Annotated in this window: 20 protein-coding genes; 16 read left to right on the top strand and 4 right to left on the bottom strand. The window is 61.7% G+C overall.

What is annotated here, in order from left to right:
- Window positions 1-1,000 precede the first annotated feature (1,000 nt).
- From CKW32_RS22035 to CKW32_RS21990, 10 genes are read left to right on the top strand one after another with little or no spacing between them, the layout of a single operon-like run.
- Entirely contained in the window at window positions 1,001-1,594 is a 594-nt protein-coding gene (locus CKW32_RS22035; protein WP_032885396.1) for a transposase, read from the top strand.
- A 59-nt stretch (window positions 1,595-1,653) separates the two neighbouring features.
- Window positions 1,654-3,237, top strand: coding sequence for a ShlB/FhaC/HecB family hemolysin secretion/activation protein (locus CKW32_RS22030; protein ID WP_095185993.1), 1,584 nt, complete (start codon window positions 1,654-1,656; stop codon window positions 3,235-3,237).
- A gap of 24 nt (window positions 3,238-3,261) precedes the next feature.
- Window positions 3,262-5,061, top strand: a complete 1,800-nt coding sequence (locus CKW32_RS22025) for a DUF2341 domain-containing protein (protein ID WP_095185992.1) — start codon at window positions 3,262-3,264, stop codon at window positions 5,059-5,061.
- A gap of 11 nt (window positions 5,062-5,072) precedes the next feature.
- Window positions 5,073-5,498, top strand: coding sequence for a biopolymer transporter ExbD (locus CKW32_RS22020; protein ID WP_016980095.1), 426 nt, complete (start codon window positions 5,073-5,075; stop codon window positions 5,496-5,498).
- A gap of 3 nt (window positions 5,499-5,501) precedes the next feature.
- Window positions 5,502-6,206 (top strand): energy transducer TonB, encoded by a 705-nt coding sequence (locus CKW32_RS22015; protein WP_032885393.1) that lies wholly within the window; start codon window positions 5,502-5,504, stop codon window positions 6,204-6,206.
- A gap of 42 nt (window positions 6,207-6,248) precedes the next feature.
- Window positions 6,249-7,949 carry a putative porin gene (locus CKW32_RS22010; protein ID WP_032885392.1) on the top strand — a complete coding sequence of 567 codons (1,701 nt, stop codon included), beginning with the start codon at window positions 6,249-6,251 and terminating at the stop codon, window positions 7,947-7,949.
- 18 nt (window positions 7,950-7,967) lie between these two features.
- Window positions 7,968-8,594, top strand: coding sequence for a DNA repair protein (locus tag CKW32_RS22005; protein WP_095185991.1), 627 nt, complete (start codon window positions 7,968-7,970; stop codon window positions 8,592-8,594).
- Window positions 8,595-8,614: 20 nt separating this feature from the next.
- A complete protein-coding gene (locus CKW32_RS22000; RefSeq protein WP_095185990.1) occupies window positions 8,615-9,076 on the top strand; it encodes a YbjN domain-containing protein in 462 nt (153 codons plus the stop codon).
- Window positions 9,073-10,014, top strand: a complete 942-nt coding sequence (locus CKW32_RS21995; RefSeq protein ID WP_032885389.1) for a peptidylprolyl isomerase — start codon at window positions 9,073-9,075, stop codon at window positions 10,012-10,014. Before CKW32_RS22000 ends, CKW32_RS21995 begins: the two co-directional genes overlap by 4 nt.
- A gap of 51 nt (window positions 10,015-10,065) precedes the next feature.
- A complete protein-coding gene (locus CKW32_RS21990) occupies window positions 10,066-11,043 on the top strand; it encodes a LysR family transcriptional regulator (protein ID WP_095185989.1) in 978 nt (325 codons plus the stop codon).
- Between the two features lie 51 nt (window positions 11,044-11,094).
- On the opposite strand, the gene CKW32_RS21985 is transcribed toward CKW32_RS21990, so the two are convergent.
- The gene (locus tag CKW32_RS21985) at window positions 11,095-11,961 is read right to left on the bottom strand and encodes a LysR family transcriptional regulator (protein WP_095185988.1); all 867 of its coding nucleotides are present in this window, start codon (window positions 11,959-11,961) and stop codon (window positions 11,095-11,097) included.
- A 93-nt stretch (window positions 11,962-12,054) separates the two neighbouring features.
- Here CKW32_RS21985 and CKW32_RS21980 point away from each other — a divergent pair, with 93 nt between their 5' ends.
- From CKW32_RS21980 to CKW32_RS21965, 4 genes are read left to right on the top strand one after another with little or no spacing between them, the layout of a single operon-like run.
- On the top strand, window positions 12,055-12,600 hold the full coding sequence (locus tag CKW32_RS21980; RefSeq protein ID WP_032885386.1) for a DUF4865 family protein: 546 nt from the start codon (window positions 12,055-12,057) through the stop codon (window positions 12,598-12,600).
- 51 nt (window positions 12,601-12,651) lie between these two features.
- Entirely contained in the window at window positions 12,652-13,242 is a 591-nt protein-coding gene (locus CKW32_RS21975) for a histidine phosphatase family protein (protein WP_032885417.1), read from the top strand.
- Window positions 13,243-13,251: 9 nt separating this feature from the next.
- Window positions 13,252-14,007 (top strand): precorrin-6A synthase (deacetylating), encoded by a 756-nt coding sequence (cobF, locus tag CKW32_RS21970; protein ID WP_032885385.1) that lies wholly within the window; start codon window positions 13,252-13,254, stop codon window positions 14,005-14,007.
- 11 nt (window positions 14,008-14,018) lie between these two features.
- On the top strand, window positions 14,019-14,738 hold the full coding sequence (locus CKW32_RS21965; RefSeq protein WP_095185987.1) for an alpha/beta hydrolase: 720 nt from the start codon (window positions 14,019-14,021) through the stop codon (window positions 14,736-14,738).
- 68 nt (window positions 14,739-14,806) lie between these two features.
- Here the strand turns inward: CKW32_RS21965 and CKW32_RS21960 are convergent, their stop codons facing one another.
- The 3 genes from CKW32_RS21960 to CKW32_RS21950 form a co-directional block, all read right to left on the bottom strand.
- Entirely contained in the window at window positions 14,807-15,361 is a 555-nt protein-coding gene (locus CKW32_RS21960) for a hypothetical protein (RefSeq protein WP_095185986.1), read from the bottom strand.
- A gap of 72 nt (window positions 15,362-15,433) precedes the next feature.
- Complete coding sequence (locus CKW32_RS21955) at window positions 15,434-17,242, bottom strand: monovalent cation:proton antiporter-2 (CPA2) family protein (RefSeq protein ID WP_095185985.1); 1,809 nt, start codon at window positions 17,240-17,242, stop codon at window positions 15,434-15,436.
- 107 nt (window positions 17,243-17,349) lie between these two features.
- A complete protein-coding gene (locus tag CKW32_RS21950) occupies window positions 17,350-18,264 on the bottom strand; it encodes an EamA family transporter (RefSeq protein ID WP_095185984.1) in 915 nt (304 codons plus the stop codon).
- Between the two features lie 103 nt (window positions 18,265-18,367).
- Here CKW32_RS21950 and CKW32_RS21945 point away from each other — a divergent pair, with 103 nt between their 5' ends.
- Together CKW32_RS21945 and CKW32_RS21940 are read left to right on the top strand one after the other, a co-directional pair.
- Window positions 18,368-19,150: a helix-turn-helix domain-containing protein gene (locus CKW32_RS21945; protein WP_095185983.1), complete on the top strand. Its 783-nt coding sequence runs from the start codon at window positions 18,368-18,370 to the stop codon at window positions 19,148-19,150.
- Between the two features lie 94 nt (window positions 19,151-19,244).
- Window positions 19,245-20,798 carry a DUF726 domain-containing protein gene (locus tag CKW32_RS21940; RefSeq protein ID WP_095185982.1) on the top strand — a complete coding sequence of 518 codons (1,554 nt, stop codon included), beginning with the start codon at window positions 19,245-19,247 and terminating at the stop codon, window positions 20,796-20,798.
- The last annotated feature ends 14 nt before the right edge of the window (window positions 20,799-20,812 follow it).

Genomic DNA, 20,812 nt, shown 5'->3' with positions numbered 1-20,812 from the left:
TTTGGGTAACGGCGGCTTAGGGTTCCGCTCTTACAGCGGGTCACTTTTGTAAAGGCACAAAAGTAACCAAAAAGCCTTCGCCCCACCACTCGGTGCCTCGCCTAGGCTCGGCATGCCCGTAATCCGACATTGATTTGGGGGGCCGCCGCCACGCGCCATCCATGGCGCAGGGCGGCTAAACCGGCATCCCTGCCGGTTTACCCCCCAAATCAACATCGAATTCCGGCCATCGTGGTTGACGGGGCGATTTCAGATCAAAAGCAAGAGCGCGGCGGCCTTAGAGCCGACCGGGTTCTCAGGTCGACCTCATTTCAAATGTGGGAGGGGGCTTGCTCCCGATGAGGGTGTGTCAGTTGATGCAGTTGTGACTGACCCACCCTCATCGGGAGCAAGCCCCCTCCCACAGTTTGATCTCTATAGATCAGATAGATAGGTCCTAGCCTGCTGTCCTGCTTTTGCTCTGCTTTTGCTCTGCTTTTGCTCTGCTTTTGCTCTGCTTTTGCTCTGGCTCTTACATCCTTTTCGCTGACGAAGTCAGCGGTCTGTTGATCTGCGCTTTTGATTTTGATTTTGATCCTAGGCGCCCCGTCAAACACGCTGGCCGCACGCAGGCTTGAATCCGTGGGTAACCCGGCAGGACGCCGGGTTAGCCGCGCTGGGCCATGGATGGCCCATCGCGGCGGCCCACGGATTCAAGCCGGAGTGCGGGCACACCGAGCCTAGGCGAGGTGCCGAGTGTTGGGGCGAGAGCCTTTTGCTTACTTTTGGGCTCTTCCAAAAGTGAGTCGCTGTAAGAGCGAAACCCTAAGCGGCCGTTACCCAAATAACGGATATGTACTCACCCCACCACCCCCAAAAAAAACCCAAAAAATGAAGCTTTCATGACAAAAGTTCGGTAGCCAACCCTTGCCCCCGTCTCTCCTGTGTAACGCGCTCAAGAACACCACGAAGGTGTTCTTAAAGCCGCCAGCAGGACGCCAGGAGTGGGGCAATGGGATCTATGGAACGTTATTCAAAAGTCGGCATGCAGGAGCTCGACCAGCGCCTGTCAAAGATCGTCGAAGCCGCGCGCAAGAAGCCGGTGTCGGTCTATCGCTATGGCGCACCCTGGGTATGGATCGTCTCCCAGGACGATTGGCAGGGCGCCGTGAAGGAAGTCTCCAGCTACATCCCCGCAGGCCATTCCCTGGTGCTACTGCGCCCGCAGATCGACGACGTCCTCGACCAGCACCGCGACTGGCTGGTGGCCGAGCCCTCGATGTTGATCGCACCGCAGACCGTGCTGCAGATCCTGCTGCTGCAACTGCTGTACTCGGTGCCCAGCGAACAGCAACTGCACGAACAGCTCAACTACAACCTGCTGTTCCGCTGGTTCGTCGGCCTGGACCTGAACCAGAAGGTCTGGAGCATTCACGTACTCACCCGCGATATCGCCACGCTGCTCAACAACCCTCGTGCGGTACAGCTCATCCAGAAAATCATTGGTGACGTGTTTTGTGGCGCCTTGCTGCACATGCCGGAGTTCTCGCTGAACTTCGCCTTGCTGCACACCTGGCTGGCACGCCACGGCAACACCTCGATCGCCAGCAATTGAGCCGGCCGAACGCCGTGCCAGTGGCTGCGGCGAATACTTATAGAACGTCAGGGGGCGGTGTGGAGCATCTGTTCAAATCAACGCTGGTGCTGTGCTGCTTGGCGCTGGGGGCCATGGCCCAACCCGCGCTGGCGGAGGACGCAGCGCCGGCACGCAAAGTGGACGTCAACGAGTACTTCGTGCGTGGCAATACCGTGCTTGATGCGGCCACCATCGAGGAGGCGGTGTACCCGTTCCTGGGCCCGCAAAAGACCCTCGACGATATCGAAGGCGCCCGGGACGCCTTGCAGAAGATCTACCAGGCGCGCGGTTACCAGTCGGTGTTTGTCGAGTTGCCGGAGCAGAAGGTCGATGACGGCATCGTCTATCTGCAAGTCAGCGAAACCAAGGTCGGCCGGGTGCGTGTGGTCGGCGCCAAGCATTACTCGCCGGTGGAAATCCGCGAGCAAGTGCCGGGCCTGGAGGAGGGCGCGGTGCCGGATTTTTCCACGGTGCAAACCCAGTTGGCCGGGCTCAATCGCAGCGCCGGGCGCCAAGTTACGCCGCTGGTGCGCGAAGGCCAGCGGCCCGGCACCATGGATGTGGATTTGCAGGTGGAAGACCAGAACCCCTGGCACGCCAGTATCGGCCTGAACAACGATTACAGCGCCGACACCGAGAAGCTGCGTTCGGTCGCGACACTGGGTTACGACAACCTGTGGCAACTGGGCCACAGCATCTCTCTTACCTACTTCACCGCACCCCAGGACACCGACAACGCCAAGGTCTGGTCGGGCTCCTACAGCGCGCCGCTGGATGAGCGCTGGACTTTGCAGTTCTCCGGTTACCAGTCCGACAGCAATATCGCCACCATCGGCGGCAGCAACGTACTCGGTAAGGGCCATTCCTATGGGGTGTCGGCGATTTACAACCTGCCGGCCGCCGGCAATTGGGCCAATTCCTTCTCGTTCGGTATCGACTTCAAAGACTTCGACGAGCAGATGAGATTCGGTTCCAGCAGCGATCAGGTGCCGCTCAAGTACGCGCCGTTCACCCTCGGCTACAACGGCTATCGCTACACCGAACAGTCCCAGTTGGGGTTGGGCCTGAACCTGGTGGTTGGCACCCGTGCGTTCTTTGGCTACGGCAGCGACGCCGAAGAGTTCGATTACAAACGCTACAAGGCCAGCGCCAGTTTTGCCGTGCTCAAGGGCGACCTGAATTACAGCTACACCTTCGCCAACGATTGGCAGTCGGCGTCCAAGGCCGGCTTCCAATTGGCCTCGGGGCCGCTGGTGTCCAACGAGCAGTATTCCGCCGGCGGCGCCACTTCGGTGCGCGGCTACCTGGCGGCCGAACGCACCGGCGACGAAGGCTTGCTGCTGTCCCAGGAGCTGCGCACGCCGTCCCTGGCCAAGTTCCTCGGCAGTTATGTGCAGGAGTGGCGCTTTTATGCGTTCGCCGAAGGCGCGCGCCTGCGTCTGCACGACCCGCTGCCCGAGCAAGAAGACGAATACAGCCTGGCCAGTGTCGGCCTGGGCACCCGCGCCAGTTTGAGCAAATGGTTGTCCGGCAGTCTGGATTGGGGCTACCCGCTGCTCGATGGACCGAACACCCAGAAACAGGATTCGCGACTGCACTTCAGTGTGCAGGCGACGTTCTGACTTTTTCTTCCGGAGACTTCACCCATGCAACGCCTATTTCTGAGCCTGATGATCTGCCTGGGCTTCGCGCTCCCGGCCACCGCCCACGCCTGGTGGCAGGACGATTGGCACTACCGCAAACAGATTTCGGTAGACACCACCGCCCAAGGCGCCGCGATCAATCAGGCTTTGGGCCGTACCGCTCTGCTGGTGCGCTTGCACACCGGCAATTTCACCTTTGACGGGGTCAAGGACGACGGCGCCGACCTGCGCTTTGTGAGTGCCGATGACAAGACCGTGCTCAATCACCAGATCGAGAGCTTTGATCCGTTGATGGGCATGGCGCTCATTTGGGTCGACGTGCCCAAGGTCGAAGGCGGCCAGCGCCAGGACATCTGGATGTACTACGGCAACCAGAAGGCCCCGGCCACCGCCAACGGCCAGCTGACGTTTGACCCGAATTACACCGCGCTCTATCACTTTGACGGCGCCAATGCCACGCCGCCACGGGACACCACGGCCTATGCCAACACGGCGCTGAACGCCACCGGCGCGAGCATCGACGGCGTAATCGGCCGCGCCTTGCAGTTCGGCGGCCAGCCGCTGTTGCTGCCGGCCAGCCCGTCGCTGCAACACGCCGCCGGTGGGGCGTTCACCGTCAGCGCCTGGTTGCGTCTGGACCAGGCCAGTGGCGAACAAATCGTCCTGGCCCGTCGCGACGGTGCCCACAGCCTGTTGCTGGGCTTGAATCAAGGCATGCCGTTTGTGGAAATCGACGGCCAGCGCGCTGTCTCGACGCAGCCGTTGAACCCCGGCCAATGGCAGCACTTGGCGTTCACCGCCGAGGGTGAAAAAGTCGCGCTGTATGTGAATGGTCGCGAAACCGCGACGCTCGCCGTCGCATTGCCGGCCTTCAATTCCCAATTCGCCATCGGTGCCGACCTGCCGGAAGCAGGCAGTACGCACTTGCCGTTCGCTGGTGCGATGGATGAGCTGCGCTTGTCCAAAGTGGCGCGCCCGGCCGCGCTGTTGCTGGCTGATGCCAGTGCCCAGGGCGCCGAGTCGAAACTGGTGGCTTACGGGGTGGATGAAGAACAGTCGGGCATGGGCTTCGGCAGCCTGGGCTTTTTGCTCAACGCCGTGCCGGTGGATGCCTGGGTCATCATCCTGGTGCTGGTGGCGATGATGTTCCAATCGTGGGTGATCATGCTGCGCAAGAACCGTCAGGTCAGCCGTGTGAGCAGTGCCAACGAGGTGTTCCGCGAGCACTTCGCGCAGATCGGCACCCGTCTGGAAATGTACGCCGACGACGCACAACTGAGTGAGCGGCTGACCCATTCCTCGCTGTGGCGCCTGTACCTGGTGGCGGTCAAGGAGATCCGCACGCGACGTGCCCAGGGCGCTGACACCTCATCGGTGTCTGCGGCCACCATCGAAGCCATCCGCTGTTCCATGGACGGCGTGCGCACCCGTGAGAACCAGGCCCTCAGTTCCAAACTCTCGACCTTGTCCAACGCCATTGCCGGCGGCCCGTACATCGGCCTGCTCGGTACGGTGCTGGGGATCATGGTGGTGTTCCTCGGCACGGCCATGGCCGGTGACGTCAACATCAACGCCATCGCCCCCGGTATGGCGGCCGCCTTGCTGGCCACGGCCATGGGCCTGTTCGTCGCGATCCCCGCGCTGTTTGGCTACAACCGCCTGATCACGCGCAACAAGGAAGTCAGCGCCGACATGCGGGTGTTCGTCGACGAGTTCATCACCCGCCTGGCGGAGATGCACGGCGAGAGCCAGCACAGTGAAGCCGCGCACCGTCGCGAACATCACGCATCGGTTCCGGCCTGAGGAGAATCGCCATGGCTTCCGTAAATACCTCCCACGACGATGACGATGATGCCGCTGTCGACAGCATCAACATCACGCCGCTGGTGGACGTGCTGATGGTGGTGTTGGTGATGTTCATCCTCACCGCCACCGCCCAGGTGTCGGGTATCCAGATTCACCTGCCCAAGGCCAGCGCTTCGGTGTCGTTGTCGGAGGCAAAGACCAAGGCCATTTCCGTCAATGACGGCGGCCAGGTGTTCCTCGACGCTTACCCGGTGACCCTCGGCGAGCTGGAGGAGCGCCTGCGCATCGAGAAAGCATTGAACCCGGATTTCCCGGTGATCGTGCGCGGCGACGCCATGGTGCAGTACCAGAAAGTGATCGAAGTGCTCGACCTGCTGCGCCGATTGGAGCTGTCCCAGGTCGGGTTGGTCACCGGCAAACCGAGCCAGGGCTGAGTCATGACTGCACAGATCCCGATCACGCCGTTGCCGGTCAAGAAAACGCCGAAGCTGCGCCCGCTGAAGTGGGGCGCCGGCCTGCTGCTGGCGGCCGTGGCGGCCTGGTTTTTATGGCAATGGGCCAATGACATGAGTGGCGTACGTCGCGAAGCGCCGAAGGTGCCGACGATTATTCCGTTGCCGCCACCGCCGCCGCCACCGCCTGAAAAGCCCAAGGAACCAGAGCCGCAAGTGGAAGAAAAAATCCCTGAGCCAGTCCCTACTCCAGAACCGGAAGAGGTCAAGCCGGCCGAGGAAGCGCCGCCTTCACCGGCCGATGACTTGGCCAACCCGATGCAGATCGATGGCGACGCCCAGTCAGGCAACGACGGTTTCAACATTGGCGCGGGCAAGGGCGGCGGCATGGCGGGTTCCGGTGGTGGTGGACTCGGTGCCGGCACTTATAAGCAGTACTTGGCCGGGGTGTTTCAACGCCTGCTGCGCGAAGACCCGGAGTTACGCAAGAAGGCTTACACGGTGCAAGCGGACTTGTGGCTTGACGCCGAAGGCGCGGTCACCCGTGCGCAGTTGGCCAAGTCCAGTGGCGATGCCGACACCGATGCCCAGGTCCTCGCCGCCTTGCGTGCGCCCCATGCCACGCAACGGGTGCCGGCCTCGGTGACGATGCCGGTACGCCTGTCCCTCAAGGGTCGGCGTCCAGATTGATCGAATGCTTTTTCAATGGTTTTTTACAGGAGTTGCGTACACATGATTTCCCCCGTGAATCGACTGACCCTGGCGGTTGGCATGGTCATCGCGACCCTGGTCGGCCAGGCGGCGGCTGCTCCGGTTGCCCCTTCGGAAAACGTCACCATCAACCTGATCCGCCTGCTGGTGCAGCAGGGCGTGCTGACCCAGGACACCGCCAACGGCCTGATCGCCCAGGCCGAAAAAGAAGCCTTGCAGGCGCGCCAGGCCAATGCGGCGCCGGTGGTTGCCAGCGGCCCGGCCGCAGCGCCTGGGGATGTGCGGGTGCAGTATGTGCCGCAAGCGGTGCGTGATCAGATCCGTGACCAGGTGAAAGCTGAAGTCATGGCCACCGCCAAGCAGGAAAACTGGGCCCAACCCAACACCTTTCCGGATTGGATCTCACGGGTGAGCTTTGATGGCGATATCCGTTTACGCGACGAATCTCGGTATTTTTCGGGCAAGAACGACGACACCATCACCGACTACGCCAAGCTCAACGATTCGGGCCCGTATGACGTCAATCCTGGCACCAATACGCGTTTCCCGCCGTTGCTCAATACCCGCGAGGACCGTGAGAACCTGTTCCGCCTGCGCGCCCGCCTGGGCATGAAAGCGGTGATTTCGCCGGAATGGACCGCCGGCATTCGCCTGGGTACCGGTTCGGACAATAACCCGGTGTCCACCACCCAGACCCTGGGCGGTGGTTTCGGCAAGAAAGACATCTGGCTCGACCAGGGTTACCTGAGCTGGAAAGCCTCCGACGCGGTGACGCTGACCGGCGGGCGTATCGGCAACCCGTTCTATTCCACTGACATGATGTATTCCAACGACCTCAATTTCGACGGCGTGGCGGCGATTTTCAATCACAGCCTCAACAGCGAGTGGGGCCTGTTCGGCACCCTTGGTGCGTTCCCGGTCGAGTACACCTCCGACACCGCCAGCAGCAACGGCGTCGACAAGCAGGACAGCGAGACCAAATGGCTGTTTGGCGGGCAGATCGGCGCGGACTGGAAGATCAGCCGCAGCAACAAACTCAAGCTGGCCGCCGCGTACTACCAATTCCAGGACATCGAAGGCGAACGTTCCAGCCCGTGCTCACCGTGGGCAGGCCAACCCGGTTGCGACACTGATGGCTCGCGGGTGGCGTTTATGCAAAAGGGCAACAGCGTGTTCAACCTGCGCAACATCACGCCTAACCCGGCCACACCCGGCCTCACGCCGGAGCCGCAATACGTCGGCCTGGCGTCCAAGTTCAATGTGCTGGACCTCAACGCGGTCTGGGACAGCGAGTTGCCCAGCGACTTGAAGCTGCGCAGCCAGGGCAACTTCATTCACAACCTGGCCTACGACAAGGGCGAAATGCTCAAGCGCAGCGAAGGCCAGATCGTCAACAACCTCAACAGCGACGGCCAGTTTGAAAGTGGCGGCAATGCCTTGATGGTCTCGTTCACCCTCGGCAGCGCGCTGGAGATGCGCAAGCGTGGCGATTGGAACGTGCTGGCCGGCTACAAATACATCCAACCCGACGCCTTGCCCGACGGCTTCAATGACTCCTCGTTCCACCTGGGCGGCACCAATGCCAAGGGCTATTTCATTGGCGCCAACTACGGCATCGAAAAGAACATCTACGCCAGCGCACGTTGGTTGAGCGCCTCCGAAGTCTACGGCCAGCCGTTTGAAGTGGATGTGATGCAACTGGAACTCAACACGCGCTTTTGATGCGCAGGGAGATGCCACATGAACACGCGAATCTGCGGGCTGTTGTTGCTGTTCGTCGCCAGCGGCGCTTGCGCCGAAGGCATGGAGGAACGCCTGCGTACCCAACTGCGCAGCACTACCCAGCAATTGCAGGCGTTGCAAAGCGAGCAGGCCCAGGCCAGTGCCGCGCGCATCGCCGCCGAAACCCAGGCCAAGCAGGCCCAGGCCCAGATCAAGCAGTTGACGGCTGAGCTGGAAAAGACCCGTGGCCTGGCCGAGCAACTGGCCGGCCAGCAACAAAGCCTGCACAGCCAGGCGCAAGCCCAGGTGAATGCGAGCAACGAGCAGATTGGCAAGTTCAAGAAGGCCTATGACGAGTTGCTGGTGCTGGCCAAGGGCAAGGAAACCGAGCGTGCGCGGTTGCAAGCGCAATTGAGCGAACGTGACACACAAGTGCAGCAATGTTCAGTCAAGAATCAACAAATGTACGGCGTGGCCCAGCAGTTGCTCGCGGCCTACGAAAAAATCGATGTGGCTGAGGTGATGAGTATTCGCCAGCCGTTCGCCAGCAGCGCGCGGGTCAAGTTCGAGGAACTGGCCCAGGGTTTTGGCGACGATTTGTACAAGAGCCGTTTTGATGCGCCCCAGGCGGGCGTCACCCACTGATCGACAAGGAAGAACAGACCATGAGCGAATTGATCACCAGCGTTAGCGTCCAGAGCCTCACCGAGCTGTTGCAGGAAGCCGGCTACCGGGTCAACCAATCCGAACAGAACGGCATCGTGCAGTTGCTCAGCGCCAGCCAGGGCATCGGCTTTGCCGTGCGTTTCGGCAACCCGGCGGCCGAGCAGGGCAGCTATGTGGACTTCACCTACAGCTGCGCGCTGCGGGTCCAGGGCGAATTGCCCGAAGGCTTGGCCCAGGTGTGGAATGCCTCGCGCCGTTTTGCGCGGTTGTCGGTGCAGGGTGAATTCCTATTGATGGAAATGGACGTGGTGGTGGCCGGCGTTGGCGCCACGCACCTGCGCAGTCAGTTGGAATTGTGGGACCGTCTGTTGCAGGAATTCATTGTCTACCTGCGTGAATACAGCCAGCACGCGGCGCAGTTGCAGGTCGCCGCGGTTGGGGAAGAGGCGCCTGTCCTGTGAAAAAGCCGACACTGATGGTCGGCGCGGGCGCGTTGGCCCTGCTGGTGGTGGCAGTGGCGTTGAGCCTGCGACCGGGCAGCGACCCGGTGGCGGCGCAACAACCGGCGCCGGTGATCAGCCCTGCGTCAACCGGGCCGGCGGTTGCGCGCCTGGGCAACCAGCAGATCGACCTGCCGGAACTGAAAAACGTGCTCGCCAGCCTGCCGGCTGAATCCCGCGAACAATTGCGTGGCAACCGTGGCGCCCTGGAAACCTGGATCCGCTCGCGTCTGGCGCAAAAAGCCGTGCTGGAACAGGCCGACGCCCAAGGCTGGCGCCAGCGCCCGGAGGTGGAGCAACAGACCCGCGCCGCCACCGAGCAGATCGTGTTTCGCGACTACATGTTGTCGGTCAGTAAAGTCCCGGCCGATTACCCCAGCGCCGCCGAATTGCAACAGGCCTACGACAGCGGCAAGGCGCAATGGGTGACGCCGCCGTTGTACCGGGTGAGTCAGATTTTCCTCGCCGTGAACGACCCGCAAACCCTCGATGCCGTGCGGCGCCAGGCCCAGGAGTTGAGCCGCAAGGCCCAGGCCGCGCCAGCCGATTTTGCGGCCTTGGCCACGCAGTTTTCCCAGGACCCGGACAGCGCCGCGCGCGGAGGTGATTCGGGGATGCAGCCGTTGCAGCAACTGGTGCCGCAAGTACGCGAGGCGGTGTCGCGACTCAAGGTCGGCGCGGTGTCGGACGTGGTGCAGAGCCCGGCGGGGTTCCATGTACTGAAGTTGATCGGCCAACAACCGGCGCGCACCGCCAGCCTCGATGAGCTGCGTGAACGCCTGACCCAGGCCCTGCGTGCCCAGCGTCAAGAGCAGATCGCCAAGGCTTACCTTGAAGGCATGCTCAACACCGCGACCTTGAGCATCGACGGCGCCGAGTTGAATAAAGTATTGGAGTAATACCCGTCCACCCGCATTGGATGCCCAGACCAACAAGACAGGGAGTCTCAAATGGAATTACTGGAACCGTCCGGCCCTCAGGGCACCGCCGCCTATCCCGCGGCGGCCGAGCCGCGCAGCCATTGGCTGGCCCTGGCCCATGAGATTGACCCGGAGGTGGCGCGCTACTTTCTGGTGAGCGCGCGCTGCGGCTGCTTTATGCAGGCGGCGCGCAGCCTGAACATCAAGGCGACGCTGCTGCGCAAGCGCCTGGCGCAACTGGAAGAGCACTTGCGGCACGTGTTGTTCAGTTACCAGGGCAATGGGCTGGTGCTCAGTCGGGACGGCCAGCAATTGCAGGCGCAACTGATCGCTCTGGCCCATGAACGACGCCTGCCGGTGGTGGAACAGCCGCTGATCCGCGTGGCGGTGGCCGAACCGATCCTGCATGACATCCTCGGCCGCGATTTGATCGCCTTACTGCGGCGCAACGCCAGCGTGCGCCTGGAGATTATCTCCATCGACAGCCAACTGTCCCTGCAAGCGGTGGACGTGGATGTGGTGGTGTGGCTGTCGGACAGCGACAGCCCGATGCCCGGCCCGGGCTTTGTCACCGAACCGCCAAGGGCCCTGGCGCGCCTGCAGTACTTGCCGCACATTGCCAAGCGCTACTCGCGGCTGACCACGCGCCCGGACAGCGTGGAAGACCTCGCTGACTACATGCTGGTGCAATGGCAACCCGATGCGCAGGTCGAGGCCTTGCAGCCATGGAACCACGTGGTGGAGCAGCGCCTGGCCGCCGTGGTGCAGGTGCATGCGTATTCGCTGATGCTGGAGATGATCCGCTGCGGCGCCTGCATCGGGTTGCTGCCGCACTACATGAGCAGCTTCGACCGAGGTCTGGTGGCCTTGCCGGGGTTGTTGGCCGAGAGCATGCAGCGCCAGGTGTGGCTGGCGGTGAATGCACAGGTGCAGGATGCCGAGGCGGTGCAGATGATTGTGGCGTTGATCGTCAGCACCTTCGAAGGCCGCCGCGAGTGGTTTGATTGACTGCACATGTTCAATGAGATGGCCCGTAGCAGAGGAATTGCGGGGCTGGTTTCACCGTTGCAGCACACCACGAAAGGTTGCGCTCAGGGCGCGCAACGTTTCCCTGGAGCGTGCGTCACTGATACGGCTGTAAAGCACCACTTCACTGACGGGCAACGCCGGCAACCCATATTGCTCGCTCACCTCCACCGCGCCAGCGGGTGCCACGCGGTGGGCGAGGGCGGCGACGCCGAGGCCGGCGCTGACTGCCGCACCCACGGCCATCACACCGCCGCCGACGAATACTTCGGTCCAGTCGATGCACGCCGCATCCAGTGCGCGTGTGGCCAAGTGGCGAACGCCGCAGGGCGCGGCCATGGTCGCCATGCGCAGTGGCGTGCCGGCGCTGTGCTGCCAGGTGGGCGCGGCGAACCAGCCAAAGCGTTCCACCACCAAGACTTCGCCGTCCTGGCGGTCGCCCTCGTTGCGCACGATGACCGCGTCCAGCTCGTTGCGATCGAAGGCCGCGACCAGGTCGCGGGAGGAGGCGATGCGCACTTCGAGGATCACCAAAGGGTCATAGGCGGCCAGGCGGCTGAGCCAGGTCGGCAAGTCCGGGCCGGCGACATGGTCGCTGATGCCGATCACCAGGCGACGCGGTGCGTGGGTGCCCATGTCGCCCAGCGCGCGTTCATGGGCGTTGAGCAGCGCACGCGCGGCCACGATGAACTGCTCGCCCTGGGGCGACAGGCGCACATGCCGTGGCGTGCGCTCAAGCAGACGATAGCCGAGGCGCTCTTCAAGGCGCTTGAGCTTAAGGCTGATCGCGGCCTGGGAAGTGTCGAGGGCCTCGGCGGCACGGGTGAAACTGCCGAAATCGGCCACCAGTACGAAGGCGTGCACGGTGTCGATGTCCAGAGGTTTGAGCGCGTCAGTCATATCAAATCCTTATCGCACCTATATCCGGTCATATCTTGTTGAAATCATCGCGGATGCGCAAGCTGATACCTCATCTTGCCTGGGAGCTTACTGATGTTCGCCAAACAGTATTCACACCGCTTACCCGCCGATTACGACATGAACGTGATTCGCCGACGTGCCACGCAGTTGGGGCCGTTGTGGGATCACGCTGAAGGGTTGCTGTTCAAGGCGTTTATCGCCCAGGAGACTGGCGGCAATGTGTATTCCTCGGTGTACCTGTGGGCCGACCCGTTGCAGGCCGCTGACTTTTTGCTGGGGGAGCGTTTCCAGAAAGTGCTCGACAGCTTCGGTCGTCCGCATATCGAGAGTTGGCTGCCGCTGGATGTACAACGTGGCCCGGCGCAGAACGCGCTGAGTCTGTATCGGGAGGAACGGCCGCTGGCGCCTGGCGTGGACCGCGCGGGCATCTTGGCCGATGAGAAACGACGGAATCAGCAGTTGGCGGATAGCAACGACACGTTCGCGGTGTTCCTCGCGCTGGACGTACAAGCGTGGCGCTTGGTGCGGTTTACGCTGTCGGCCAAAACGTTGGATGCCGAGCACCCAGGCACTGGCTACCAGGTGCTCTATCTGGCACAAGGCGTTGCGCCCCAGTGATAACTGCGCCAGTCTTGGTGGCCTTAATCCTTGTCGTTGAAACAATCCGTGATCCAGGCCACCCGTTTGACACTCATCTGCCATGCCGCCACGCCTCTGCAAAAGCGCGGGCGTTTTCCGGACGACGAGGCGGTGGCGATGGATTGGCATGGCGCGGCGCTGTCCCTCGCCGGGCGTTATAAGAAACCCCGGCGTTTGTTGTGCGGGCCGGAAGTGCGTACACGGCAGACAGCCGGCTTGTTCGGCGATGACGCAGGAATCGAAGACGCCCTGCGTGACGCGGATTTCGGCCAGTGGAAAGGCCAGGCCATCAGCCAACTGAATGGCGATCAGTTAAACACCTGGCTCACTGACAGCACGTGCGCACCCCATGGCGGCGAGTCGGTGGATGACGTTTGCACACGTGTCGCGCAGTGGATGAAATCCCTCGAAACCCAACCCGGCCATGTGGTCGCCATTACGCACCCCTTTGTGATCCGCGCCGCACTGCTGTACGTCATGCAGTTCCCGCTGTCGATGTTCTACCTCATCGACGTCGAAGCGTTGTCGGCCACTGAACTTCGCTTCAACAAGGTCTGGCGCTTGCGCCTGGAAACTCACGCCCAGGCGCGTGAACATGGCAAAATCCACGCCCCGCAATGAGAGCAACCCATGAAACGCATCCTGATCATCGGCATTGGCGCCGGCAACCCTGACTACATCACGATGCAGGCCGTGAAGGCGCTCAACCGCACCGACGTGTTTTTCCTGATGGACAAGGGCCAGAGCAAAGACAAGTTGATCGACCTGCGCCGCGAGATTTGCGAGACCTACATCACCGAGCCCGGCTACCGTTTTGTCGAGGCCGACTGCCCCGAGCGTGTACGCGGCGATATCGACTACACCACCGCTGTGCAGGACCTCAACCGTGACAAGCAGGCCACCTTCGAGCGCATGATTAATGAGGAAATGGCCGACGGCGAAGTCGGCGCATTCCTGGCCTGGGGCGACCCGGCGCTATACGACAGCACCATTCGCATCTTGCAGGCGATCCTGGCCACTGGCCGGTGCACGTTCGAGTTTGAAGTGATCCCCGGCATCACCAGTGTGCAGGCCTTGGCGGCCCAGCATAAGGTGGCGCTCAACCGCATCGGCAAGTCCGTCGAAATCACCACGGGACGCCGGCTGGCGGCAGGGCAGGCCAGCGATGCCGACACCCTGGTGGTCATGCTCGACGCGGAAGATTCCTACCGCACGGTGGCGGATCAAGGCCTCGATATTTACTGGGGCGCCTACCTGGGCACGCCTGATGAAATCCTCATCAGCGGCAAAGTCAGCGAAGTGGCTGAAGAGATTGAGCGGGTGCGCAAGGCGGCGCGCCTTGAGAATGGCTGGATCATGGACACCTATTTATTGCGCAAACCCTGAGGTCATTTCCCATGCTCAAACTGTTTGCCTTGGCGCTGACCCTGATGGCTGGCGTTGCTCACGCCGATGCCGAGTTGCACACCGATTTGCCGCTGGCGTACCTGGAACAGACCCAGAGCGATGCGCGCAACGAGCCGCTGGTGATTTTCCTGCACGGGTTCGGCAGTAATGAGGAGGACCTGTTCGGGATCAAGGACGCGCTGCCGTCCACCTGGACCTACCTATCGGCCCGCGCGCCGATGCCGGTGGAGCCCAATGGCTTCCGCTGGTTTACCAAGACGCCGGGGGACGGCGATTACGATGGGGTGACGGCCGATTTGCAGAGCAGCGCTGCGCTGATCAGGGACTTTGTCGGCAAAGCCACCGTCAAGTATCACACCCAGCCTGACCGGGTGTTTTTGGTAGGTTTCAGCCAGGGCGCGATCATGACGTATGAGGTGGCTTTACGTGACCCGCAGTTGGTGCGCGGCATCGCGGCACTGAGTGGCAGCCTGCTGCCGGTGCTCAAGGCTGAGCTCAAGCCGGACGAACGTCTGGGCAAACTGGCGATCTTTATCGGTCATGGCACCCTGGACCAGGCGCTGCCTTATGCCTCGGCGACGCGGGCGAATGAGGTGTTGGTGGGGCTGGGGTTGAAGCCGGAGTTTCATGGCTATCCGGGGATGAACCACACCGTCAGTGAGACGGAAGTGCAGGACCTGAAGGCCTGGTTGGAAACGAATTTGAAGTGAACGCGTTGAACAAAGGTGGGAGGGGGCATGCCCCTTCCACATTTGATGGGTGTTGTCAGGACTGCTGGTTACTTGCCGCCAGTGATTTGTTTCACCAGTTCAGCATGTCCTTTTGCATCATCGGCCCGTGAAATCGCCTGGATCACCAGCAGGTGATTGCCTGAACCGCCGAGGAATGTGGAGTTCAAGGTTTTACCGCCGCCTTGGGTGGCGGTGCTGTCCACTTGGCGCAGTCCTAGGCCCTTGAAGGTCAGTTTTTTCTCACTTTGCTTTTTGAAGTCGGGCAGGGCGGCGCTCTGGTCCTTGACGAAGCCGGCCACGGCGCCGTCGAGGAATTGTGGGTCGTTGTCCTTGATGCTAACCCCGTCGTTACGCACGGTTTCGGCGACGATCACTACACTTTTCGTGGTCTTGTTAGCGTACATCGTGCCCTGGGTGTCGGCAGTGCCATCCTCGGTCTTGCCCGGCGGCAGGGTGTCGGCGGTGTAGGCCTTGGGCAGGCTGAAGGTGAACTTGCCGCCCAAGGTGGAGATGGTTTGCACGGTCGGCTTGGCAGCGGCGAATACGCTGCCGGCGGTAAGCGCGAGGGCCAGCAGGGCGGCGGTCTTGGTGAAAGTGGCCATGAAGCGCTCCAGGGATGAACGAAATTGCGCCGTATTCTGTCAGAAAATTCGCAAGATCGTTCATCGCTAGCCTCACACCTTGTCGGACTCTTCCTCAAGTCTGTCCATCTCAAACAGCCGCGCCAGTTCCGTACGGGCTTCCTGGGCGGTCTGCATCACTTTGGCTGCGTCGTCGTACACCGCGTGCTGGGCAGCGAGTACTTGCAGGTCGTGGTTCTTGAACCGGTTGATGCGCGCATCAGCTTGGGCTTGGGTCAGCCCCAGACCTACCAGGGTGCGGCGGCTCATTTCCAGGCTGGAGTAGAACGTCTCGCGAACGGGCGAGGCGTCCAGGTCCACTAGGCGGTGCACATGCTGGCGGTTACGTGCGCGGGCGATGATTTTCATGTGCGGGTAGAGGGTGCGCACCAGCTCGGCGGTCTTGATGTTGATCTCCGGGTCGTCCATGGCGATCACAAAGAACTCGGCCTGGTCGACCTTGGCCGCGTGCAGGATCTCGGGGCGCTGCGGGTCGCCGTAGAACACCGGCATGCCGCCGAAACTGCGGGTCAGTTCGATGGTTTCCACCGAGGTGTCGAGGGCGATGAACGAGATGTTCTGGGCGCGCAGGATCCGCGCCACAATCTGGCCCATACGGCCCATGCCGGCGATGACCACACGCGGCGCATCGCTTTCGATGGCGCGGTACTCCTCGGGCACTTCCACCGGCTTGACCTTGGGCCTGAACAGCTTCGGGCACACCAGCAACAGCAGCGGCGTTACGGCCATGGACAGGGTGATGGTCAGCACCAGGATGTCGTAGAGATGGGGTTCGAACAGGCCCTGGTCGCGGCCGATCTTGAACACCACGAAGGCGAATTCACCGCCGGCAGCCAGTACCACGCCCAGGCGCAGGGCGCTTTCGCGATTGAGGTCGCCCACCATTCGGCCCACGGCGTACAGCAGCGGTAGCTTGAGGCCAATCAGCAGCAGGGTCAGGCCGATCACTACCAGGGGCGAGCTGAGCAACAGGCTGAGGTTGGCGCCCATGCCCACGCTGATAAAGAACAGTCCCAGCAACAGGCCCTTGAACGGTTCGATCTGGGATTCCAGTTCGTGGCGGTACTCCGAATCCGCCAGCAGCAAGCCAGCGAGAAAGGCGCCGAGGGCCATGGACACGCCCACCAGTTCCATCAGCCAGGCTGTGCCGATCACTACCAGCAGCGCGGTGGCAGTGGACACTTCGCGCAGGCCAGTCTTGGCGACGATGCGAAACACCGGCCGCAGCAGGTAGCGCCCGCCAATGATCACCACAGCGATGCTGCCGAGGATCTGCAGGACGTGTTGTACGCCCTGGGCTTCGGTGGTCGGGTGGTCGCTGCCGGCCAGCAGCGGCACCATGGCGATCAGCGGGATCGCCGCGATGTCCTGGAACAGCAGGATGGCAAACGCCAGCCGGCCGTGGGGCTGGTTGAGCTCCTTGCGCTCGGCCAGGCTTTGCAGGCCAAACGCGGTGGACGACAGCGCCAGGCCCAGGCCCAGCACGATGGCGCTGTTCCAGGCCTGGCCAAATACCCAGAGCGCCACTGCGGCCATGACCAGCCCGGTCAACAGCACCTGGGCCAGGCCGACACCAAACACCGCCTTGCGCATCACCCACAGTCGCTTGGGCGACAGTTCCAGACCAATGATGAACAGCAGCAACACCACTCCCAGCTCCGAAAACTGCGCCACGCTTTGCGGGTTGCCTATCAGGCCCAGCACCGATGGACCAATGATCACACCAGCAAACAGATAGCCCAACACCGCGCCCAATTGCAGGCGCTTGGCCAGGGGCACGGTCAGCACGGCCGCGAGCAGGAACACCACGGCTGCTTGTAACAGGTTGCCTTCATGGGGCATTGCGAACTCCAGGATCTTCAAAACCAGTCATCAGGCGTGTATTAGAGCGCTTTTTACATTTTGAAAATTGTGTTTTTGCTGCGTATCAGGCCGATGTGTCGCGGTTTTTAACGGGCAATGCGCTTCTTGCTGAGGTTTCGCAAGGATAGCCCGGCAGGCGCGAGTGTCGATGGCCGGCGGCACAAGCCCACCGCCAACCCGACGATGATGATTGCAATCGAAATCAGGTTCGGCGTGGAAACGTGCTCACCGATGATCAACATCGAACTGCTGATCCCGAACACGGGAATCAGCAACGACAGCGGCGCCACTGTGGACACGGGGTACAGTTTTAGCAGCGAGTTCCAGCCCCAGTAGGCAAAGTGCGTGGCCAGGTACACCTGGAACAGGATGGACAGTATCGCTGCCAGGTCGAGGCTGGCGTTCAAGCCTTCGAACGGGCTACTGCCGTGCATCCACCAGGCCATGAGGAACAGTGGAATCGGCGGAAACAGGCTGGCCCATACCATGAACGAGAAGATCTCCTTGACCCCGGACTTCTTGATGATGACGTTGCCCACGCTCCAGGCCAGCGCACTCAATACGATCAACATCACCCCAAGGACGGCGTGGTTGCCTTCCTGAGTGGAAATGATGCCCGCCAGGCCGCTGAGCGCCAGCAAGGCGCCGACGATCTGCGCCTTGCGGATGTTCTCCTTGAACAGTAAAAACCCCCAACCCATGGTGAAGAACACGCTGAGTTGGATGATCAATGAAGCAATACCAGGGCTCACACCGATCTGGATCCCGTAGTTGATTACGCCCCACATGCCCAGCCCGAAGATAAAACCGTAGGCGGCTACGTAGCTGAACTTGACGGCGGGGCGCTTGATGAAGAACACCAGGGGCAGGGCTGCCAAGGCAAAGCGGATGCCGGTAAGCACAAAGGGGTCGACCGAGCGCAGGCCTAATTGGGTGATGGGGAAATTCACTCCCCACACCAGGGTGACGAGCACGGCTAGCGCCAAGTGTTTTTTCAGCATGGAATGTTCCCTAGGTCATGACGCTTCTTTAAGGGCGTTGATGTTAGGGGCAGTTGGATTGGCCCGCTTGCTATGTCAGGTCAACTTTTGACAAGATCGGGCCATGATTCCAGCCTTTGATGTTTCCAGCCCTGACGCCGTGGTGACGCTACGCGAATACCCCAATGGCACTGTTTTCGAGCGGCACACGCACGCGCGTGGGCAGTTCGCCTATGCCTCCACCGGTGCGTTGAAAATGTTCACCGACCTCGGCAATTGGGTGGTGCCGCCGCAGCGGGCGATTTGGGTGCCCGGTGGTGTGCCCCATGAAATGCATATGCGCGGGGAGGTGATGATGCTCAATACCTACCTGAACGCCGATGCCGTCCTGCGCGCGGGGTTGCAAGCGCGCTGTCAGGTGTTTGAAGTGTCGCCCTTGCTCAGGCATTTGCTGGAGGCGGCGCTGGCTATCGATCCCTCAATGCCACTCAATGTGAGGCATCGCTGCGTGTTGACGCTGTTGATTGATGAGATCGGCGCGATGCCTGAGGTGCCCCTCAGCGCACCATTGCCTGGCGAACCAAGGCTGGCGCGGGCCTGTCAGCGTTTCCTGGAGGCGCCCACGCAAAAAATCACCCTCGATGAGATGGCTGAGTGGTCGAACATGAGTCGACGCACGTTCACCCGCCATTTCCAGGAAAGCACGGGGATGACGTTTGTGTCGTGGCGCCAGCAGGTGTGCCTGCTGGAAGCCACTGCACGCCTAAGCCATGGCGCTTCCATCACCGAGGTGGCGCTCGGGTTGGGTTTCAGCAGTTCCAGTGCGTTCACGTCGGTGTTCCGGCGCAACCTGGGGGATTCTCCGGCGCGCTACCTGGCGAACTCAAAGGCTGGCGCGCAGTTCTGAGGCTTTTGCTGCTGCCACGTCGGTCAGGATTCACCTCCCTTGGGCCTTGCCTTTGTTACTATCGCCCACTCTTGTCACCCGGAGTCACCGCCCAATGCAACACCAGTGGGATGAAATGCACCGCACCCGCAAGCCCACATTCCTACTGTGTGGCGAGCCTCAGGGGGACGTGCTCAATCTCTATGTTCACGGTTATTCGGCGTTTTTCAACCGGCAACAACTGGGCAATTTCAAGGCGCAGTTGGCGGGCATCGAAGGCTCCACCAACCTGATGCTGTTCTGGCCCGCGGGGCACTTCCTGGAAAACCTGTTTGCGCCTTTCAAGGACGTGATCGGCGCGATGCTCGGCGGCGGCAGTGTCGGTGCAGCGACCGTCGGCGTGGGCAAGGCAATTGCCTATTTCCTCGACCACTACAAAAGTGTCGAGGCGCGGGTGGACGAAGTGGCCAAGAGTTTGCTGCCGGAGCTGGCGGGTTACCTGCACGGTGAGTCGCTGAACGTGCGGCGTATCAACCTGATCGGCCATTCCCTGGGCGCGCGGATTCTGGTCAAGAGCCTCCTGGCCAGCCCTGAAACCGCGCGGGAACTGCCGTTGGACAATCTACTGCTGATGGGCGGGGCGATCTGTACGTCGAGCCCGTGGGATGAGGTGTCGGCGCCACTCAAGGGCCGGCTGATCAACTGCCACTCCAGCAAGGATTGGGCGTTGGCCATTAAGCCGGACACCGAGCGCTGCATTGGTCGTTATGCAATTGAGGTGACGCCGGCACTCAAGGCCAAGATCACCAATGTGCACTTGGCTACCTTCGATCACGCCGCCTATTGGCCGCAATTGCAGACGGTGGTGCAGTACACCGACCTGTTGCACGAGCGGCGCGGCATGATCCGCTCCGACCAGCGCAGCAGCGAGGTGCGCTTTGCCGAGGAGGATGTGGAACTGTTCCCAGCCTTGGTGCAGGCGCGGCCGGATGAGTTGAAATTCCTCGCCGAACTGATGGCGCAAAAGCGCAGTGCATCGATTGATGCCAAGGTGCGCGAGCCGCTCAAACTGGCCATCGAGTTACAGCGCATGGGCGGCGATAGCTTTATGAATCTGGCTCGTGGGCATGGCGTAAGTTATCGCCAGATCGCCGAAGACGTGGCGCAGCGCCTGGGGATCAAGTTTGACGAGTCGCTCGAAACGGTTGCGCTGGCAGAGATCGAAACCCAGGTCGCGCAAAAGCTGATCGAGCAGTACAAGGACAAGCTCAGTAATGCCGACCGGCAGGTATTCGACGCCGAGCTCAAGGCGGCCGCGCAAAAAGAGCAGGGCCTGTTCAAGCGTTTCGATATTGGGCGCTCGGCCACCACGGCTTTGAGCGGCACGGCGCTGGCGGGGCTGACCGGGTTTATCCTGCGTCGTGGGGCGGCCTCAGCGATTCCGGTGGTGGGGCAGGCACTGGCGGCCGCGATGCTGCTGGTGAGTGGTGTTCGGGCGTTTTCCGGTCCGGCGTATTCGATTACGACGCTGGCGGTGTTGGTGATCGGTGTGATTCGCCAGCGCATGGAGCGTGAGGCGCTGAACCAGGAGATGGACCTCGTGGTGCAGGTGGTGGAAGCGTTTGACCTGCCACGGGACACGGTGATGCGCACGGTCGCGTCCGACTGATAAGCTGCGCGCTG

The sequence above is a fragment of the Pseudomonas sp. Irchel 3H9 genome (assembly GCF_900187495.1).
Taxonomy (GTDB): domain Bacteria; phylum Pseudomonadota; class Gammaproteobacteria; order Pseudomonadales; family Pseudomonadaceae; genus Aquipseudomonas; species Aquipseudomonas sivasensis.
This window is presented reverse-complemented; position numbering and strand designations above follow the sequence as displayed.

Bases quoted from the DNA above. Each gene is read 5' to 3' on its own strand.
- CKW32_RS22035 (WP_032885396.1), top strand. From the start codon at position 1,001: ATGGAACGTTATTCAAAAGTCGGCATGCAGGAGCTCGACCAGCGCCTG.
- CKW32_RS21945 (WP_095185983.1), top strand. From the start codon at position 18,368: ATGATTCCAGCCTTTGATGTTTCCAGCCCTGACGCCGTGGTGACGCTA.
- CKW32_RS22010 (WP_032885392.1), top strand. From the start codon at position 6,249: ATGATTTCCCCCGTGAATCGACTGACCCTGGCGGTTGGCATGGTCATC.
- CKW32_RS22025 (WP_095185992.1), top strand. From the start codon at position 3,262: ATGCAACGCCTATTTCTGAGCCTGATGATCTGCCTGGGCTTCGCGCTC.
- CKW32_RS22000 (WP_095185990.1), top strand. From the start codon at position 8,615: ATGAGCGAATTGATCACCAGCGTTAGCGTCCAGAGCCTCACCGAGCTG.
- CKW32_RS21950 (WP_095185984.1), bottom strand. From the start codon at position 18,264: ATGCTGAAAAAACACTTGGCGCTAGCCGTGCTCGTCACCCTGGTGTGG.
- CKW32_RS21980 (WP_032885386.1), top strand. From the start codon at position 12,055: ATGTTCGCCAAACAGTATTCACACCGCTTACCCGCCGATTACGACATG.
- CKW32_RS21965 (WP_095185987.1), top strand. From the start codon at position 14,019: ATGCTCAAACTGTTTGCCTTGGCGCTGACCCTGATGGCTGGCGTTGCT.
- CKW32_RS21955 (WP_095185985.1), bottom strand. From the start codon at position 17,242: ATGCCCCATGAAGGCAACCTGTTACAAGCAGCCGTGGTGTTCCTGCTC.
- CKW32_RS22020 (WP_016980095.1), top strand. From the start codon at position 5,073: ATGGCTTCCGTAAATACCTCCCACGACGATGACGATGATGCCGCTGTC.
- CKW32_RS21960 (WP_095185986.1), bottom strand. From the start codon at position 15,361: ATGGCCACTTTCACCAAGACCGCCGCCCTGCTGGCCCTCGCGCTTACC.
- cobF (WP_032885385.1), top strand. From the start codon at position 13,252: ATGAAACGCATCCTGATCATCGGCATTGGCGCCGGCAACCCTGACTAC.
- CKW32_RS22015 (WP_032885393.1), top strand. From the start codon at position 5,502: ATGACTGCACAGATCCCGATCACGCCGTTGCCGGTCAAGAAAACGCCG.
- CKW32_RS21990 (WP_095185989.1), top strand. From the start codon at position 10,066: ATGGAATTACTGGAACCGTCCGGCCCTCAGGGCACCGCCGCCTATCCC.
- CKW32_RS22005 (WP_095185991.1), top strand. From the start codon at position 7,968: ATGAACACGCGAATCTGCGGGCTGTTGTTGCTGTTCGTCGCCAGCGGC.
- CKW32_RS21985 (WP_095185988.1), bottom strand. From the start codon at position 11,961: ATGACTGACGCGCTCAAACCTCTGGACATCGACACCGTGCACGCCTTC.
- CKW32_RS21940 (WP_095185982.1), top strand. From the start codon at position 19,245: ATGCAACACCAGTGGGATGAAATGCACCGCACCCGCAAGCCCACATTC.